The 17,540-nt window shown below is 66.9% G+C and carries 14 protein-coding genes; 11 read left to right on the top strand and 3 right to left on the bottom strand.

Annotation, left to right across the window (positions count from 1 at the left end; all coding sequences use genetic code 11):
• Positions 1-7: 7 nt before the first annotated feature.
• Positions 8-2,224: an EAL domain-containing response regulator gene (locus tag E1742_RS14055; protein ID WP_134385540.1), complete on the top strand. Its 2,217-nt coding sequence runs from the start codon at positions 8-10 to the stop codon at positions 2,222-2,224.
• On the top strand, positions 2,221-3,777 hold the full coding sequence (locus E1742_RS14050; protein ID WP_134385539.1) for a tetratricopeptide repeat protein: 1,557 nt from the start codon (positions 2,221-2,223) through the stop codon (positions 3,775-3,777). Before E1742_RS14055 ends, E1742_RS14050 begins: the two co-directional genes overlap by 4 nt.
• On the opposite strand, the gene E1742_RS14045 is transcribed toward E1742_RS14050, so the two are convergent.
• Genes E1742_RS14045 through E1742_RS14035 form a run of 3 tightly spaced genes read right to left on the bottom strand, consistent with a single transcriptional unit; the run spans position 3,705 to position 6,371 of the window.
• A complete protein-coding gene (locus tag E1742_RS14045; protein ID WP_134385538.1) occupies positions 3,705-4,439 on the bottom strand; it encodes an ABC transporter ATP-binding protein in 735 nt (244 codons plus the stop codon). The genes E1742_RS14050 and E1742_RS14045 overlap by 73 nt on opposite strands.
• A 25-nt stretch (positions 4,440-4,464) precedes the next feature.
• Complete coding sequence (locus E1742_RS14040; protein ID WP_229465964.1) at positions 4,465-5,742, bottom strand: efflux RND transporter periplasmic adaptor subunit; 1,278 nt, start codon at positions 5,740-5,742, stop codon at positions 4,465-4,467.
• An 11-nt stretch (positions 5,743-5,753) separates the two neighbouring features.
• The gene (locus E1742_RS14035) at positions 5,754-6,371 is read right to left on the bottom strand and encodes a thiol:disulfide interchange protein DsbA/DsbL (RefSeq protein WP_134385537.1); all 618 of its coding nucleotides are present in this window, start codon (positions 6,369-6,371) and stop codon (positions 5,754-5,756) included.
• Between the two features lie 350 nt (positions 6,372-6,721).
• Here E1742_RS14035 and E1742_RS26190 point away from each other — a divergent pair, with 350 nt between their 5' ends.
• The 9 genes from E1742_RS26190 to E1742_RS13995 all read left to right on the top strand — a co-directional run bounded on the left by E1742_RS26190 (position 6,722) and on the right by E1742_RS13995 (position 17,521).
• Positions 6,722-6,871 (top strand): thiopeptide-type bacteriocin, encoded by a 150-nt coding sequence (locus E1742_RS26190; RefSeq protein WP_166793491.1) that lies wholly within the window; start codon positions 6,722-6,724, stop codon positions 6,869-6,871.
• A gap of 413 nt (positions 6,872-7,284) precedes the next feature.
• Positions 7,285-8,568, top strand: coding sequence for a hypothetical protein (locus E1742_RS14030; RefSeq protein WP_134385536.1), 1,284 nt, complete (start codon positions 7,285-7,287; stop codon positions 8,566-8,568).
• The gene (locus E1742_RS14025) at positions 8,565-10,232 is read left to right on the top strand and encodes a YcaO-like family protein (RefSeq protein ID WP_134385535.1); all 1,668 of its coding nucleotides are present in this window, start codon (positions 8,565-8,567) and stop codon (positions 10,230-10,232) included. The genes E1742_RS14030 and E1742_RS14025 overlap by 4 nt, the downstream gene beginning before the upstream one ends.
• A gap of 1 nt (position 10,233) precedes the next feature.
• The gene (locus E1742_RS14020) at positions 10,234-11,442 is read left to right on the top strand and encodes a hypothetical protein (RefSeq protein WP_134385534.1); all 1,209 of its coding nucleotides are present in this window, start codon (positions 10,234-10,236) and stop codon (positions 11,440-11,442) included.
• Positions 11,439-13,904: a lantibiotic dehydratase gene (locus E1742_RS14015; protein WP_134385533.1), complete on the top strand. Its 2,466-nt coding sequence runs from the start codon at positions 11,439-11,441 to the stop codon at positions 13,902-13,904. The genes E1742_RS14020 and E1742_RS14015 overlap by 4 nt, the downstream gene beginning before the upstream one ends.
• Positions 13,901-15,331 carry an MATE family efflux transporter gene (locus E1742_RS14010; RefSeq protein ID WP_134385532.1) on the top strand — a complete coding sequence of 477 codons (1,431 nt, stop codon included), beginning with the start codon at positions 13,901-13,903 and terminating at the stop codon, positions 15,329-15,331. Before E1742_RS14015 ends, E1742_RS14010 begins: the two co-directional genes overlap by 4 nt.
• Positions 15,331-16,470 (top strand): quinone oxidoreductase family protein, encoded by a 1,140-nt coding sequence (locus tag E1742_RS14005; protein ID WP_166793490.1) that lies wholly within the window; start codon positions 15,331-15,333, stop codon positions 16,468-16,470. Before E1742_RS14010 ends, E1742_RS14005 begins: the two co-directional genes overlap by 1 nt.
• The gene (locus tag E1742_RS14000; RefSeq protein ID WP_134385530.1) at positions 16,467-16,979 is read left to right on the top strand and encodes a hypothetical protein; all 513 of its coding nucleotides are present in this window, start codon (positions 16,467-16,469) and stop codon (positions 16,977-16,979) included. Before E1742_RS14005 ends, E1742_RS14000 begins: the two co-directional genes overlap by 4 nt.
• A 20-nt stretch (positions 16,980-16,999) precedes the next feature.
• Positions 17,000-17,521, top strand: a complete 522-nt coding sequence (locus E1742_RS13995; RefSeq protein WP_134385529.1) for a hypothetical protein — start codon at positions 17,000-17,002, stop codon at positions 17,519-17,521.
• Positions 17,522-17,540 lie beyond the last annotated feature (19 nt).

The raw sequence follows: 17,540 nt of genomic DNA, 5'->3' as shown, positions 1-17,540 counted from the left end.
GGCCAAGATGAACGAGCAAATCCCAGGTAACGACGCCCCCGCCGCGTGCGGCTTCCTGCCACGCCTGCTGCTGGTGGACGACGAGCCACGGCTGCTGTCGTCGCTGTACGAGCTGCTGCGCGACCGCGACTATCATCTCGTCACCGCCACCTGCGGCAAGGAAGCGGTGGATGAACTGAACCGCATGCAGTTCGACCTCGTACTGCTGGACCTGCGCCTGCCGGACATGAGCGGGCACGAGATCATGGACTATATCAACGCACGCGGCATCGACTGCGACGTGATCGTCATGAGCGGAGACGTCGGCATCGAGGCGGCCATTGGCGCACTGAAGCGCGGCGCCTACGACTACCTGCGCAAGCCTTACAGCCGCGAAGAACTGCTCAAGACGGTGGAGAACGCGCTGCAGAAGCGCCGGCTCGCCGTGGACAACCAGTGCATCACGCAGCGCCTGGAAAATTCCGAGCGCATGTACCGCTACCTGGTCGACAGCTCGCCGGACATCATCTATACGCTGAACCACGAAGGCCTCTTCACATTCATCAATGACCGCGCCTACCAGCTGCTGGGCTACACGCGCGAGGAGCTGATCGGCAGGCACTACTCGATCGTCGTGCATGAGGAAGACCTGGAGCGCGCCAGGTATGTCTTCTCGGGCCGCCGGCTGGACGAGCGTGCGTCGCGCAATGTGGAGCTGCGCCTGAAGTGCAATACCGGCAACGGCAGCGCGGAGCGCACGTTCAGCAACACGCTGACGGCGATCTCGCTGAACGCGATCGGCATGCACGCGCTGGACGAGGAGGGTGGCCGCAAGCCGGCCGTGCCGGGCATCTACGGCGTGGCGCGCGACATCACGGACCGCAAGCGCGCCGAGGAACTGATCTCCTACCAGGCCTACCACGACATCCTGACGGACCTGCCGAACCGTATGCTGTTCAAGGACCGCCTGGGCCTCGCGGTCATCCAGGCCAAGCGCAAACAGACGGAGCTGGCCGTGATGTTCGTCGACCTGGACCGCTTCAAGCTGGTCAACGACACGCTGGGCCACGTCAAGGGCGACGAGCTGCTGCAGCAGGCGGCGTTGCGGCTGAAGGAATGCCTGCGCAAGGGCGACACGCTGGCACGCCAGGGGGGCGACGAATTCACCATCGTGCTGCCGGAGCTGCGCGACCGCGCGGACGCGAAAGGCGTGGCCGAGAAATTCCTCGAATGCCTGCAAAAGCCATTCGACCTCGATGGCCACGTCGTGCATATCTCGGCGTCGATCGGCATTGCCGTCTACCCGAAGGACGGCGAGACGATCGACGAGCTGCTGCGCCACGCGGACATCGCCATGTACCAGGTCAAGGCGCTGGGCAAGAACGGCCACAGCTTCTATCACGACTCGATGCTGGATGTGTCGCACCAGAAGATCGCGCTGGAACAGGCGCTGCGCCGTGCGCTGGAGAAGGACGAGCTGGAGATGTACTACCAGCCGCAGATCGACAATGTCACGGGCCGCATCATCGGCGCCGAAGGCCTGATGCGCTGGAACCATCCGCAGCGCGGCCTGCTGTCGGCCGGCGAGTTCCTGCCCTTCGCCGAAGAGAACGGCCTGATGCTGCCGATCTCGGACTGGATGCTTGGCGCGCTGTGCCGCGACCTGCGGAAGTGGAACGAGGCGGGTGGCGACAATATCCGCCTGTCGCTGAACCTGTCGCCGCAGTACCTGGACCGGGGCGACTTCTTCGAAAAGATGCGTGGCGAGCTGACGCGCTACGGCATCTCGCCCGCGCAGATCGAAGTGGAGATCACGGAAAACATCTGCATCCGCAATCCCCATTACGCGATCGAACAGCTGAACAAGCTGTGCCAGCTGGGCGTCTCCGTCGCCATCGACGATTTCGGCACGGGTTACTCGTCGCTGGCTTACCTGCACCGCTTCCCGATCCACACGATCAAGATCGACCAGAGCTTCGTCAAGGAGATCCATGACGAGAACGGCCATTACCCCGTGATCCTGGCGATCATCTCGATTGCCCGCGGGCTCGGCCTGCACCTGGTCGCGGAAGGCGTCGAGACGGCGGTGCAGGCGCGCTACCTGGAAGCGAACGGCTGCACGACGATGCAGGGGTACCTGTACCATCGGCCGATGGCGTTGACGTCGTTCATCCGCGTGCTGCAGACGCAGGGGCAGACGTGCGCGCCGGACGAACCGTCACCGCTGCTCGCCATCCAGGCATGACGGGAACCGTTTCACCGGCAGCGGTCTCGCCCGCAGACGTTTCGCCTGATTATCTGCGCCTCAAGGCACTGGCCGAGCAGGGCGTGGCACAGGCCCAGCACAGCCTGGGCTTCATGCATTTCAACGGCGACGGCGCACCGCAAAGCTACGAGCTGGCGCTGGCGTGGTACCGGCAGGCCGCCAACGCGGGGCTGGCGCACGCTCAGTACAACCTGGGCGTGATGTATCAGAAGGGGCAGGGCGTCGACGCCGATTTCGCCGAGGCGGCGCAGTGGTACCGGCTGGCGGCCGAGCAGGGCTACGCCGCCGCGCAGTACAACCTGGGCTGGCTGTACGCCAAGGGCCATGGCGTGGCGCATGACACGGAGCTGGCGCGCCATTGGTTCAGCAAGGCCGCCGAGCAGGGCGATGCGGGCGCGCAGAACAACCTGGGCATGATGTACGACACCGGGAAGGGCGTGCCGCAGGACCTGGCGCAAGCGATTCTCTGGTACCGCAAGGCGGCGCGGCAGGGCTATGCGCGCGCCCAGTTCAACCTGGCACTGCGCGCCGAGAGCGGCGAGGCGATCGGCTGGCTCGAAGCCGCGGCGGAACAGGGCTACGCGCCGGCGCAGTTCAACCTGGCGCTGCGCTACGACAAGGGCGACGGCGTGGCGCAGGACAGCATGCAGGCCATTCGCTGGTACCGCGCGGCGGCGGAACAGGGCCACGTCAGCTCGCAATTCAATCTTGGTCTCATTTTCGACAACGGCCACGGCGTGCCCCGCGACGAGCGCCAGGCACTCGACTGGTATCTGCGCGCGGCGCAGCAAGGTCACGCCGCCGCGCAGAACAACGTCGGTCTGCGGTACGAACACGGCCAGGGCGTGCTGCAGGACGCTGCCAGCGCGGCGCACTGGTACGACAAGGCGGCGCAGCAGGGCTTCCCGTCCGCGCAATATCATCTGGGGCTGCTGTGCGACAGCGGCAACGGCGTGGCGCGGGACGAAGTAGCGGCGATCGGCTGGTATATCAAGGCGGCCGAACAGGGTCACCTGCGGGCCCAGTTCGAACTGGCGCTGCGCTTTGAAACGGGCCGCGGTGTGGCGCAGGACCTGCACGCCGCCATGGGCTGGTATGGCCGCGCGGCCGAACAGGACTACGCGCCGGCCCAATACAACCTCGGCCTGCTGCACGACCGTGAAGACGGCCCGGCACCGGACGTGGCGCTGGCCAATGACTGGTACCGCAAGGCGGCGGAACTGGGCCATACGCTGGCGCAATTCACGCTGGCGCTACGCTACGACAATGGCCAGGGCGTGGCGCGCGATTTCGGCCAGGCGTTTATCTGGTACCGCAAGGCGGCGCAGCAGGGCCATGCCCGCGCCCAGCTCAATCTGGGCCTGATGTACCTGGCAGGCCAGGGCATCGACGCCGACATGGCGCAGGCGCGCCACTGGTTCGCGCTGGCGCAGCAGAACGGCGAAGCGGCTGCGGCCCGCTACCTTGCTGCGGCCACGGCCCGGATGGGCAGCGCGTCGCTGGTGCCGCTGGGGAGCGGGCTGTCCACCTGATCCTCCTGCACGCGGCCGTCGTGCAACCGCACGATGCGCCGCGCCCGGGCCGCATGTTCCGGCGAGTGCGTCACCATGACGATGGTCGTCCCTTCCTCGTTGATGCGCGCCAGGATCGCCATCACTTCCGCGCCATGGGCCGAGTCCAGGTTACCCGTCGGCTCGTCCGCCAGCAGCAGTGCCGGCTCCGCCACGAGTGCGCGTGCGATCGCCACGCGCTGCTGCTGTCCGCCCGACAGCTGCGAGGGACGGTGGTTGCGCCGGTGCAGAACGCCCAGCTTGTCCAGCACCGCTTCGATGCGCGCGCGCCGCTCGTGCGCCGGCTTGCCCGAATACTTCAATGCCAGCTCGATGTTTTCGTACGCGCTCAGCTCATCGATCAGGTTGAAGTTCTGGAAGATGAAGCCCACGCCGCCGCGCCGCAGGGTGTTCAGCTGCGTCTCCGGCAGGCCGGCCACGTTGCGCCCGTTGAACCAGTACTCGCCCGAATCGGGCACGTCGAGGAAACCGAGCAGGCTCAGAAGAGTGGACTTGCCGCAGCCGGAAGGGCCGGTGACGGCGACGAAATCGCCTTGCTCGATCGTCAGGTCGATGTCGCTCAGCGCGGTCGTCAGCACGTCGTCGGTCGCGTAGACTTTGTTCAGGCGGGACAGTTTGATCATGTGCGCTCCAGGATGAATGAATCGTTCAGTGTTGCAGCCGCAGGCGTTCCGCCTGTCCATACTGCGCGTAGCCGGAGATGATGACGCGCTCGCCAGGCACCAGTCCGTCCAGCACTTCGACCTGCCCCGCATTGCGCCGGCCCGTGCGCACCGGCCGGCGGGTCGCATCGGCGCCGTCGGCGGACACCGCGTAGACCCAGGCGCCGCCGCTGTCGTTCAGGTAAGGGCCGTTCGGCAGCACCAGCGCCGGTTTCGCTTCACCCAGCGTCAGGCGCACATCGACGCTCATGCCGGGCTGCAGGCTCCGGGGCTGTTGCGCGAACAGCAGTTCGGCGCTGAAGCGCCGCTCCTTCACCTGGCGGTAGACCCGGCTGACCTGCACCGGATACTCCTGGCCATCCAGCGTCGCCACGCCGCGCGCACCCGGCGCCACGCGATTGAGGTAGTACTCGTCGATCTGCGCCATCAGCTTGAAGCTGGCATCGTCGATACGGCCCACGCGCTGGTCGGCCCGCACCGCTTCGCCGACCTGCAGCGTGAAGTCGCTCAGGCGGCCGGCGGCCGGTGCCCGCATCGCCAGGCCGTCGAGCGTGGCGTGCGCCAGCTGCATGCCCGATTCCAGCCGGCGCGTGGCGCCCACCATCGTGTTCATGGCCTGCTCGCGCACGGCGAATTCGCGGTCGCCGCCATGCTGCTCCGTTTCCAGCTTGTGGCGGGCCTGCGCCAGCCGGTCGGCCGATTCGTCCAGCGCGACCGCAGAGATGAAGCCTTTTCCGGCCAGTTCGCGATTGCGGTTGTACAGCTTCTCGGCCTGGGCGACATCGAAGCGCAGGTCGGCAATGCGATCCGTGTGGCCATTGCGCGCGACCTGGAACGTCACCTGCAGGTTGGCGAGATTGGAGAGTTGCTGCGCCTGTTCCGATTCGCGCTGCAGCAGTTCCATGCGGCGCTGCGGGTTCGACAGCCGAAACAGCAGGTCGCCCGTGCGCACCTGCGCGCCATCACGAACGTACACTTCTTCGACGCGCCCGCTTTCCACCGCGTCAAGCAGGACCTGGTTGAGCGCTTCGGCGTTTGCCCGCACCACGACATCGTCCGTGAACACGCCGCGCTGCACGGTCGCGATGCGTGCGTCCTCCGCGGGCACCCGCAGGCCCCGTGGCGCCAGGCCCCACCCCAGCGCGGCCAGCACGGCGCAGGTGCCGGCGGCAAGCGCCCAGGGTCGCCAGCGCCGTCGCGGCCGAGTGCGCAGGGTGTCCATGCCGGCGCCCGTGATGTTGATCGATTCGCGCGGTGCGTTCATCGCCTCTCCCGTTATCGAGTCGTGCTGTCCTGCCGCGCCTGGCGCAGCAGCGTGTCCATCGTCGCCAGGGTTGCTTCGTGCCGCATGGCCGGCGTCTGGCCCCACATCGGCAACGTCGCCCCCAGCATGGCCGGCGACGTGACGTAGCGGCCGCCGATGACCACCGTCGGCACGCTGGTGACGTTGAGCGCCGTGTGCAGGCGCGTGGCCGCGTCGACCTTCTGCTGCACGGCGGCCGAGCGCCACGCGGCATGGAAGCGGTCGCCTGCGACGCCCGCATCGGCGGCGAATCCGGCCAGGGCCGTTTCCGTATCGAGCGGGCGCCTGGCGTCGTGGATCTGGTGCAGCAACTCGCGGTCGGCCCGTTGGTCCATGCCCAGCGCTTCCATCACGTAGAACATGCGCTGCTGCGGCAGCTGGCGTGGATGCATCCCGACAGGGACGCGGCGGAACACGATCTCGTCGCCATGGCGCGCCACCCAGCCGCGCAGTGCCGGCTCGAACTCGTAGCAATGCGGGCAGCTGTACCAGAAGAATTCCACCACTTCGATGCGGCCGGGCGGCGGGGCGGCTGCGGCCAGCGTTCGGTACGGGCTGGCCGTTCCGGCGGGCGCGCTCGACACGTTCATCAGGACCCCGACACCGACGATCCCCCCGCCAGCGCCAGCCAATATCGTCTGCTGAGTTGCATGAAAACTCCCGATGACAGTCGTCGTAAAGGGTTTATTTACTGCCTGAAAAAAACCTGCGAATGACGTCAATCTGAATAAAGTCGCGTCCGCGCCAGGCCTTCTTTCTCGCGGATTATGCTAGCACCAAAAATTACCAGACCGTCCGCATTATTTTTTGATTGAGATTGTTGTTGCAAAAAGTTATCACGAACAAAATCTTTGGATATTCGCTTGTTGCATAAAACGTTGTACGTTACGATTTCCTTGCACTGAACAGTGCTTAACCGTAATCCCACTAGGAGATTTACATGCAAAACGTTGACACCGCTGTGGACTTCGACTTCGAAATCCTGGAAACGAACGAAGCAACCGCCATGGAAGAAATGGGCGCATCGTCCACCATCTGCGCGGGCTCCACCTGCAGCAAGCAGGACAGCTCGCTGGTCGCGGCCTGCTGATTCAGGTGTGCGCTTCCCGGTGCCGCATCCTAGGCGCCAGATGCTGAGCACCGGAACGCGAGAGCTGCTCCCGTTCACCCGGGAGCAGCCCGTTGCGGGATTGTTCATTACCGAATAAGACGGAGCGGGACATGCCACAAATTTCTTTGCGGCCGGAAGATGTTTATTCGCTTCGACCAGACATATTTCTACGGAACGCGGAAGACCGTATTTATATCCAATATGCGGGCCAACATTATATTGTGCGCTTGCAGCATGATTGCATCGAACATCTATATCGCTTCTGCGACCTGATCGATGGCACGCTGCCATTGTGCGATGCGATGGAATATATTCCGACTGCGCATCGCGCGTATATATTAAAGTTTCTCGAATTCCTACTGTCAAAACATGCAGCTTTCCGTATCGGCTCAATGCTGGCAGAAGCCCGGCTGCAGCCGGTTCACGACGCTCTGCTGTATCTGCGTTCGTATGTCGATGACAGTGCCGCCGCGTTTGGCCGCTTTCTCGACGCGCGTATCCTGCTGGTGGCGGGCGACTATGCGCTGATCGGCGCGATCAAGACATTGGCGTGCCTCGGGGTGCGCCGGCTGAGCGTTCTGCAGCTGGGCGACGAATGGCAGGCGCACGAACTGCGCGACGCCTTCGGCGAGCTGGCGCGCTGGCCCGATGCCGCGCTGGACATCGTCACGGCGGCTACGCCCGACCACACCCTCGTCCTGCAATGCGGCGCGGATGCGGCATGCCCGTTCGAGGCGCTGGTTGCCGCGCTGCCCGACGCGCGCCACCTGGCTGCCTTTGTCAGCAACGGACAGCTGTGCGTGCTGCACGGTGCGGACGTGGCCCTGCTGCCCACCCGCCCAAGCGGCGCGCCGGTATCGCCTTGCGACAGCCTGTGTGCTGGTGCGACCGCCGCGGCGATCTGCTTCGACGACCTGTGCGGCGTGCGCGCCCTGGCGCCGCGCCGTTATCTGCATTTCGGCCTCGATGCGGACGTGCCGATGGGCAGTGCCGGGCTGTATCCGCTGCTGCCGTTCGCCGCCGGCTGGGCCGGGGTGGAGGATGCGATCGCGGTGGGTGCGCGCGTCGCGGAACTGGTGCGCACGCCGCTGTCGCCGTTGTGCTCCCCGGTCGAGCGGACGCAGGAGGGCTGCTATATCAAGCTGTACACCCTGCAGGCACAGCTGCCTGGGCGAAGCGCTCCCGTGACCCTGGTGGGCGCGGGAATGACGCACGCCGAGTGCATGGCCGGCGCACTGCTGCAACTGGTCGACGCACAGCGGCACTGGTTCTGCAATACGGCGCCAGCCGAGCGTGCGGCAATCGGCGCCTACCTGGCGCGGCTCGACATCGCCGAACAGGCCATCGCCCCATTGCGGGCGGCGCCCCCGCCACAGGGCACCGCACCCGCGCTGACGGCGCGTGAGCAATACCTGAGCTTCTGCATCAATACCGCCTACGGCCGGCGCGTGCAGTGGGCCGACACGGAACTGGCAACGTCCGCGTGGGCACGGTGCACAGTGATGTCCGCAGGGGACGTCGCGATTTATCTGCCGCACGAAGGTCAGCCGGAGCCGGGACAGCGCGAAGCGGGCCTGCTGGCGCTGTATGGCGCCTTGTGGTCGGCCGACGGCGGCGTTCGCGATGTCATCCTGGCGGACCACCCGCTGCAGGTGCCGGCGCCGGAGGCCGCGTGAACGATATCGCGTCGCTGATGGACTTCGTGCGCAGTGTGCCCGCCGATGCCAGCGTCGATAGCGATGGCACGGCGGCGCCGGCGGCCACGGTTGCGGTGATCGCCACCGCCACGACGCTGGCGCTGCTGCCGGTCACCGGGGCGGGGGACGACCATCGCGCCCACCTGCTGGCATTCGCTGGCGAATTCAGCGCGTTTCCGCTGTTCCAGCGCAGATGGCGCTGGAGTGCCATGCTGCAGGTGCAGCTGACAACACTGCTGGCGCGCCTCGCCACGCAGCCGCCCGAGCGCGATTGTGTGTTCCTCTATCTCGAGGGCGCGTTCAGCAAGCGCTATTACCCGGGACCGCGGGCCGGCGCCGCGGCGCCTGCCACAGCGGATGGGCGGCGCGATTGCCGGACCGGCACGGCCGATCTGGATGGCGCCGTGCGCGTGTTCGGCAACGCCTCGGTGCTGGGCCTGACGCTGCAGCCCAGTCCCGGCGGCGACAGTTATCACTGCTACGATCCGGGCACCGGCTTGCTGGGCATCGGCCGTGGCAGCACGGACCGCCAGCGCATGCGCGGCGCCATCCTGGAATTCTGCGAACGCTGGGCGGGCCGCAACGTGCCGCGGGCGGCGCGCCTGGCCACGTATGCGGAACTGGGCGAGGCCGCATTGCGTCCCGACCAGATCGCCGATGTGCCGCGGCAGCAGTCGCCACGGCTCTTCCCGGGCTTTGCCGAGGACCGGGCGCTGCACTGGCTGCCGTGCCGGCTCGTGCACGCGAAGGCGCAACGCCTGGTACCGCTGCAGATGATCAATTACCTGCTGCAGCCCGGGCACCTGTTCAGTCATGGCCAGAACAGCAATGGCTGCGCATTGGGCAGCACCGCCGACGAGGCGGCGCTGTTCGGGGCGCTGGAACTGATCGAACGCGATGCGTTGCTGCTGGCCTGGTACAGCCGCTCCACGCCACCGCGCTTCGTCGCCGCCACCGTCGATCATGCGCCGGCACGGCAGCTGTACGCGCTACTGCAACTGGCGGGCTACGACGTGCGCTGTTTCGACATCACGACGGAGTTCGCGATCCCCTCTGTGCTGGTGCTGCTGCTGGGGAGGGAAGAAGGCAGGCTGGCCGCTTTCGTCACCGCGGCCTGCCATCCCGATCCGTGCGAAGCGATCGTCGCCGCGCTGGGAGAGGCCCACTCGCTGGTCGGCGTGTCCGAGCGCAATCTGGGCCGCCACCGCCGTCAGCATGCGGGCGGCAGCGTGGCGCACCTGCGCGACAGCGCGCAGGCGCTGTACTACGGCCAGGATGGACAGCGTCACCACTTCGATTTCCTCACCGCGGCACCCGAAACGCTGGCATGGCAGGACTTTGTTGCCACCCACGCGGGGAGCGCCACGACAGCATCGCAAGGGCCCGCCGCGGCGTGGCAGATGCTTGGTGCACGTGCCGCCGGCGCGGGCTACGAACTGGTTGTGGCGGATATCACGCCGCCTGGCCTGCCGTCCCTCGGCCTGCACGGCGCACGCGTCTTCATTCCGGGCACGCTGCCGCTGACATTTGGCGACAAGCCGCTGTGCCTCCCGGCAGGTCGCCTGGCGCGGGCGGCGCTGGCCTGTGCGTGGGTGAACGCCCTCGCCGACCTGACCGAACCGCTGCTGCATCCATTGGGCTGACATGACGACCATCGAACCGGGTCGCTGCGCGATCGACGAATTCAGCTTCCGCTACCTGGCGCCGGCCGACGCGTGCGCCGGTCCCAGGCCGCTCGATGCGTTCGAGCGGCAGCACCAGATCGGCCGCCCCGGCGCCGCGGGCGAGTTGCGCGACCTGACGCCGTTGTTCCGCGCCCTGCTCACGGGGGCCGCGCCCACTGGCAGTGCGCGCGAGCGGCTGCTGGCGGTACTGCTGCAGGTGCACCAGCCGGCCACCGTCACGCCGTGCGCCGGCTATGGCGTGCACGCGAGTTATCCGTCCCCGCGGGCTTACTATCCGCTGCGCTTCGTTCTGCACGACGCGGCCGGGCGCTGGCAGGTCGACATGCGCGCGCTGCGCCTGCACGCCGACGGTGGGCCTGGCGAAGGAACGCTCGCTCTGGAGATCCGCAACGACTTCACGGTTTACGCCGCCCTGTACAACCTGTTCCGCAAGTCGCTGTTCGCGCTGGAGGCGGGCCATTTCCTGTCGGAGCTGGTGGCGCTGGGGCGTCATGCGGGGTTGCGCATCGCGCCGGCCGTGAGTGCGCAATCGATCCGCCTCGACGTCGCCGACCAGGGCGAACCGGGGGACTGGACGCAAGCACTCGCGCAGCACCGGCACTACGCGCGTGAACGCAGCAGCGGCCGTTTCCAGCGCGGCTTCTATCCCGCGCCGTGCATCCTCGACAGCACGCGCCTGGCCGACCTGCTGGCGGCGATCGACGCGGCGCAGGTCGCGCTCACGGCGGCGATGCCCACGGCGCCACGCATCGAAGCGCGGCTATGCCTGCGCGCCGGCGAGGGCGTGGCGGCGGGCGTCTACCGCTGCGTCGATGCCACACTCGAATGTGTCGACGGGCGCGATCCCATCGACGAGTGCCAGCGCTTCTACAACTACGACAACTTCAATTTCAGAACCGTTCCCGCCATGGTGTTCCTGTGCGTGGACGAACTGGCCTACCACTGCGGCGATGCCCAATTCGTGGAGATGAACATGGCACTCGGTTACCTGAACCAGCAGCTGATCCGGCACCTGAGCGGACATGGCCTCGTCGGCCGGCCGTTCCGCAGCTACGACCAGCTCGGGATGGACGCGCTGCTGCAGACGCCTGCCGACGGCCAGCGCGCCTATTACGGTCTGCTCGTGGCGCGCAACCGTTGCCGCGAGGCGTGGGGAGTACTGCGATGATGGTGCCCTATGCCGTGGTGCGGGCCAATAACCTGCCGCTGGACGCACTTGACGCATTGACCGGATCGTCCGCGGTCGAAGTCGCCGCGGCCGCTCTCGCACGCGACCGGAAACTGCTGGCTCAGTGGCGCGAGTCCGCCTGCGACCGGCTGCACCTGCTGGCTGCGGGGGCCGCTACCGACTACCGCCAGTACATCGATGCACGCCGGGCGATTTTCAACGAGCGGCCGCTGGCGGAAATCGTCGGGCGTTACGCCGGCCTGCTGGCACAGGACCCGCAACTGGCATGGTGGCTGGCGCATACACGCACCGTCCTGGCCCGGGAGGCGACGTTGGCCGGGCTGTTTGGCGAGCAGCTGGCATCGGCCCGCGCTGCCGCGCAGGCGCTGGCGGCACTGCCCGTATTCCTGCACGGTATGGCGATGACGCGGGCGCAGCTCTACGACACGGCGCGCGCCTATAGCGCCGCGCCCGAAATCGCGGACAAGAAGAAGCTGAACGACGAGGAGACGATCTACCGCTACCTGACGCGCGCCGTCACCAAGGTCAGTCCGTTCTCGTCGTTTACGTCCGTGGGCTTCGCGCCGCTTGCCGCGACGGGCCGTGCTTCGCTGCTGGGCGGACGCGCCATGCGCAGCCGCTACACGCTGGACCGGGCCGGCTTCTTCAAGCTGTACGACCGGTTCGTGCTGCGTCATCGCGACCACTTCCGCTTCCGCGTCACGGGCAACCGCAGCACGCGCGCCGATGGCCAGTACACCTATCTGTTCGCGGACCAGCCGGCATACTACGCTTACCGCACCACCTTCATGACCGCGCGGGTCAGATCGGTGGGCATGTTTACCGATGGCGCCGATGCGCAGGGCTGGTTGCCCTGGCCCGTGCTGGCGCAACGGCTGCCCGCCGGCGCCGATCCGGCGGCACTGCTGGAGAAGTGGCTGACTTCGGGCATGCTGCAGGCGTCGCCCGGGCTGGACGACGAAGGCGGCGACCTGCTGCAGCAATTCCGCGGCATCGTCCGGCGCGTGGCCGGCGACGATGCCGCTGCGCGTCCAGTGCTCGAGGCTCTCGATGACATGACCGCGGCGTTTGCGGCCCTGGACGACGTGCCCGGGCCGGCACTGCTGGCGGCGCTGGCACGCGTCCACGCCGCCATGGCGCAACTGGGCGCGCTGCTGGATTGCCCGCTGGTGAAGACGGCCGGCCTGGTGTATCACGACAGCGGGCTGCCCGACCTGGCGCCGCTCGATCGCGCCGAGTTGCAGGGTTACGCGCGGCAGGTCGGCGAATTCGTCACGCATTACCTTGGCGTGAACTTCCACAGCGGCTTCGGCGACGCGCAACTGGCCGCACTGCGGGCGGCCATGCCCGCCGGCGCGACGGTGGGCATCTTTGAGTTCTTCGAAACGATGCAGCGCTGCATGGCGGCCGCGCCATCCGCGCCGGGTCGCGCCGTGCTGCCGATACTGCGCCTGTACCAGCAGATCTGGGAACGCCGCGGCGAGGCGGAAATCGTGCTGGATGCGGTGGCCGCCCCGCAGCCGGCCGGCCGCGCGTTCGCCGCGTACGGCCACCTGTGCGGCGACACGTTCGTCCTGAATAACATCGACAGCGGCTACCTGCGCTGCTTCTCGCGCTTCTTCACCTTCACCGACGATTCCGCCGTGCTGGACGCCTGCCGCAGCAGCTATGCGCCGGCGCTGGAACGGACGTGCGACTTCTACGACAGTTTTGGTTTCAACACGGCGCTGCGTCCGCGCATCTGCGGCCGGCGCATCTGGCTCGATACGCCGACGGCGCCGCAGCCGGGCGACCTGGCGCTGGCGGACCTGGCGCTGACGTGGCCGGCCAACGCGCCGTATCCGCATCTGCTGCATCGTGGCACGGGCGAAGTGCTGGCGCTGCGCCAGAGCGGTCTGTTTACCAAGGAGCTGTATCCGAAGATCCTCGAGATGCTGCTGAACCTGGGCATGGCCGACGCGCCGCGCTACTTCGCGTTCCGCTTCGGCGTGCACAAGATCGTCAGCGACGCGGCGCCGCGCGAAGTCGTCCGCATTCCCCGCGTGCGCTACCGGGATATCGTCCTGTCGCGCGAACAGTGGTGGGTGCCGAAAGACCAGCTGCCCGTGCGCGCTGCCGGTGAGGACGCCTTCGCCTGGTTCAGCCGCCTCGACGCGTGGCGGCGCAACCACGGCATGCCGCAGCGTGCGTTCCTGCGCCGCCATCACGCCGGCAAGGTGCTGGAGCGCGACGTCAGCAACGCCAAGAAGCCGCTGTTCGTGGACTTCAGCGCGCCGATCATGACGCGCATGATCGGCCGCATCTTCAACACCGAATTCGCCCTGCTGTCGGTCGAGGAGATGCTGCCGGGCGCGCACGACGACCGGGCCACGCACGAGGGTCAACGCTACGCGCACGAAGTTATTTTCGAATCGACCGACCAACCGACGGATATGCCATGACGAACATCGACTTCACCGCGGACGACGTCCGCAAATCACTGTTCCGCTTCTCAGTGCCGATGATGCTGTTCTCGATCCTAGACTACATCGGCATGTTCATCGCGCTGGGATGGCTGCTGACATTGACGGACCTGCAGCAGTTGCCCGCCACGTTCCGCATCGCGGTGGCGTCCGTATCGCTGCTGGAGGCGCTGTTCAGCGGCCTGCTGTCGGCCATTTACGTCTACGCCAACCAGGCGTTCGGCAAGAAGGACTTCCCGCTGTCGAACTACCTGCTCAACTTCGGCTTTGGCGTGACCGTGCTGATCGCGCTGGTCATCGCCGTGACCGGGCGCTTTTGCACGCAGTACCTGATCTCCGCGTTCGGCGTCGATCCGCTCGTCAAGCAGCAGGTGCTGTCGTACCTGAATGTCTACTGGTTCGGCTACCTGTTCGTCATCGTCCACCTGTATGTCGGCCTGCTGGCGCGCATGGCCGGCGCCGTGTGGGTCATCCGCCGGTTCAAGATCGTCACGTTCGGCACCAGCGTGCTCCTGTGCCCGACCTTCATCCACTTCGGCGCACAACTGGGCGTGGAGCCGTTGCAGGCCGCCGCGGCGGCACTGATCGCTGCGCGCGTCGCGGGCCTGCTGGTACTGCGGCACGACATGGTACAGCGCAAGGTGTTCCCGTTCCGCCTGGGGATCGACTTCGTACCGCGCAAGCTGTTTACACGCTGGGCCGAACTGGTCAAGCTGGGTGGCGCGGAGACGCTCAATTCGTTCTCGCTCAGCCTTTCGTTCTACCTGCTGTACCTGCTGTTCTCGTTCTACGAACCGGGCACGCTGGAGGCGGTCACGGTGACGCAGTATGTGACGGGCTTCTTCCAGACCGTGCTGATGGGGGCCATCGGCACCATCATCCCGTTCACGGCGCAGAACGCGGGCGGCCGCAAACTCGCCAATATCGGCACCGGCGTGCGCTGGATGGCCAGCCGCACGTTCATCCTGGCCGCGCTGCCGATGATTCCGTTCATCCTGCTGGCACCCTATTTCATTCACTTCTTCGTCAGCGATCCGGACATCGCGGCACGCGCGATCAGCTATGTGCGCATCACGTCGATTCCCTGGGCCGTGCTGATGGCATCGTTCCCCTTCCTGTTCGCCATCATCGGGCTGGGCGACACCCGCGGCACGCTGCTGCTGACCATCTGGTCCATGTACCTGTGCAATCTGGTGCCCGTCATCGTGATCCGCATGGCCTTCGGCGGCAGCCTGACGCTGGCCGCCTACGCCGAATCCGTCTCCCACGTGGCGATCTTCGTCGGCTTCTACCTGTACTACCTGCGCAAAGAGAAGCAGCTGGCGCGCGAATGGAATGCCGAGCAGGCCGCGGAGCTGAAAGCGCAGGGCACGGACGGCAAGCTGGCCGCGTCGGGAGCGCTGTGATGCGGGCCCTGGTGGCGATGGGCGCTGCGACGGCGCATCACGTGCGCGCGCTCGAGGCGTACAGCACGCCGCTGCACGGCAGCGCGGTCCACTTCGCGCTGGTGGAACGGCCCGACACGGCATTCGACGAGGCCGGCCCGGCGCATGCCGGCGATGTGCTGGTACGGGTCCATGCGTTCTCGTGCAACTACCGCGAGAAGGGCCGCCTGCTGCAGGCGGCGCGTCGCGCCGAAGGAGGGTATCTCGTCCTTGGATCGGAGTTCGCCGGCACGGTGCTCAAGGTGGGCAGCGCTGTCGAGGACCTGCGGCCGGGGGACCGCGTGTTCGGCGATGGCGCGGTGGATGCCACGCTGGCGCATCCCGGCTTGTCGACGCAGCGCGCATCGCAGGAGCTGCAGGTGCTGCCGCGCGCAAAACTGATGCGCTTTCCGGCGGAGATGTCGTTTGCCCAGGCGGCGGCCTTCGGCGTGGGCGCGCAGACGGCGTATTCGATGGTGCGCAGGCTGCGCCCGGCGCGTGGCGCGCACATCGCCGTGACAGCGGCAACGTCGAACACGTCGCTGTTCGTCATCGGGGCACTGGTGGCGCGCGGGCACACGGTGCATGCGCTGACGACGTCCGCTGCGGCCGTGCCGCAACTGCGGGCGCTGGGCGTCCGGGATTGCTGCGTGCTGACGCGCAGCGAGGCCGCCGATCCGTTGCTGCAGGCGTACCTGGCCGCGCAAGGCATCGAGAAGTTCGACGCGGTGGTCGATCCGTTCATGGATATCTACTTGCGCAAGCTGGTGCGCCACCTGCGCCGCGACGGCAGCTATATCACGTGCGGCGTCTACCAGCAGTTCAGCGAGGAAGCGCCGGACGGTTTTATAGACCAGGGGCTGCCGCTGGCCGAGGTGTTCAGCCTCATCGTGCGCAAGAACATCAGCCTGATCGGCAATAACCTCGGCACGACGGGCGACCTCGCCGAAGCGCTGGCCGACCACTGTGCCGGGAGGCTGCCGATCCCGCTCGATACCGTCACCGGTCCCGACGGACTGGCCGATTTCGTACAGCGTACGTGGCTGGCATCGGGCCGCCACGGCAAAGTCGTTTTTGAATACGGGCCGGGTGGTCCGGCCAACATGGGGAGTGAGCAATGAAGAAGTGGCTGATATTTTCCGCTCTGGCGGGCAGCGCGGCGGTGCAGGCGGCGCCACAGACCATCCGCATCGATGCCGGTGGCGTGGAACTGGAACTGGTGGACGGGCCGATGGATGCGCCGTTCGAACTGAGCTACCGCCCGCAGGGCAAATGCCAGCCGGAAGTGGCCATCACCCATGAGGAGAACGTCACGACGGCGCGGCATACCAAGAGCTGCCATGGTACCGGCGACTACGAAGGCACGATCTTTACGCTGCGGATGTCGGCGCTGACGTCGTTCGAACTGGAGCTGACGGCCGGCGGCGTCTCGCTGAGCGGCACGGGGCTGGAAAACTACCGCGACATGCGCTTCTCGACCCGCGTGGGCGGCATCAGCGGCAGCCGTCCCGATCTGCCCTGGACCAAGGTGCGCAAGTGGCTGGTGGGCGCCGAGGCCAGCGCGCAGCGCGACAGCGGCTGCTGCACGATGGCCATCCGCGTCAGTTATGGCGGCATCTCCGTCCGTTGAATCATCTCAAAAGGAACGATATGAAATACGTCACACCCGCCGCCGCGCTGGTCGGCCTGATCTCCGCGGCGGCCCTGCCGGGCAGCGCCCTGGCCGTTACGTTCGAACTGGGTCGCGGCCATTTCGTCATCCGCATGGACGACACCGTGGAGACCTTCCAGGTGACCGCGCTGGAAGTCCCCGGCAGCTGCACGCCGACATTGACGGCGGTGCAGAAGGCCGGCGGAACGATTGAAATCCAGTCGAGCGCGCCGCAGTGCCAGGGCGACCCGTACGGCGAGCTGCGTCTCAATCCCACGTGGAGCAGCGCGCTGACCGTCAACATGGCGGCCGGTCAGATCGACTTTGCCGGGTCGACGATGGCGCAGCTGGCATCGATCCATGCACGGGTGCGGGCCGGCGATATCTTCGGCCTGCCCGGCGTGAAGCGCAACTGGCTGTTCGGCGCGCAGCTGGACGCGCAGCTCAAGCCCGAAGGGGTGGCGCTGCGCACGGAACTGGGCGCAGGCCAGATCTCGCTGGCGCCGGCGGCGGCGCAATAGCCGCCAATCTCGTTCAAGG

It is taken from the genome of Pseudoduganella plicata, assembly GCF_004421005.1.
GTDB classification, from domain to species: domain Bacteria; phylum Pseudomonadota; class Gammaproteobacteria; order Burkholderiales; family Burkholderiaceae_D; genus Rugamonas; species Rugamonas plicata.
This window is presented reverse-complemented; position numbering and strand designations above follow the sequence as displayed.

Excerpts from the sequence above, each read along its gene's own strand:
- E1742_RS14055 (WP_134385540.1), top strand. The coding sequence starts at position 8 with ATGAACGAGCAAATCCCAGGTAACGACGCCCCCGCCGCGTGCGGCTTC.
- E1742_RS14050 (WP_134385539.1), top strand. The coding sequence starts at position 2,221 with ATGACGGGAACCGTTTCACCGGCAGCGGTCTCGCCCGCAGACGTTTCG.
- E1742_RS14045 (WP_134385538.1), bottom strand. The coding sequence starts at position 4,439 with ATGATCAAACTGTCCCGCCTGAACAAAGTCTACGCGACCGACGACGTG.
- E1742_RS14040 (WP_229465964.1), bottom strand. The coding sequence starts at position 5,742 with ATGAACGCACCGCGCGAATCGATCAACATCACGGGCGCCGGCATGGAC.
- E1742_RS14035 (WP_134385537.1), bottom strand. The coding sequence starts at position 6,371 with ATGAACGTGTCGAGCGCGCCCGCCGGAACGGCCAGCCCGTACCGAACG.
- E1742_RS26190 (WP_166793491.1), top strand. The coding sequence starts at position 6,722 with ATGCAAAACGTTGACACCGCTGTGGACTTCGACTTCGAAATCCTGGAA.
- E1742_RS14030 (WP_134385536.1), top strand. The coding sequence starts at position 7,285 with ATGCTGGCAGAAGCCCGGCTGCAGCCGGTTCACGACGCTCTGCTGTAT.
- E1742_RS14020 (WP_134385534.1), top strand. The coding sequence starts at position 10,234 with ATGACGACCATCGAACCGGGTCGCTGCGCGATCGACGAATTCAGCTTC.
- E1742_RS14015 (WP_134385533.1), top strand. The coding sequence starts at position 11,439 with ATGATGGTGCCCTATGCCGTGGTGCGGGCCAATAACCTGCCGCTGGAC.
- E1742_RS14010 (WP_134385532.1), top strand. The coding sequence starts at position 13,901 with ATGACGAACATCGACTTCACCGCGGACGACGTCCGCAAATCACTGTTC.
- E1742_RS14005 (WP_166793490.1), top strand. The coding sequence starts at position 15,331 with ATGCGGGCCCTGGTGGCGATGGGCGCTGCGACGGCGCATCACGTGCGC.
- E1742_RS14000 (WP_134385530.1), top strand. The coding sequence starts at position 16,467 with ATGAAGAAGTGGCTGATATTTTCCGCTCTGGCGGGCAGCGCGGCGGTG.
- E1742_RS13995 (WP_134385529.1), top strand. The coding sequence starts at position 17,000 with ATGAAATACGTCACACCCGCCGCCGCGCTGGTCGGCCTGATCTCCGCG.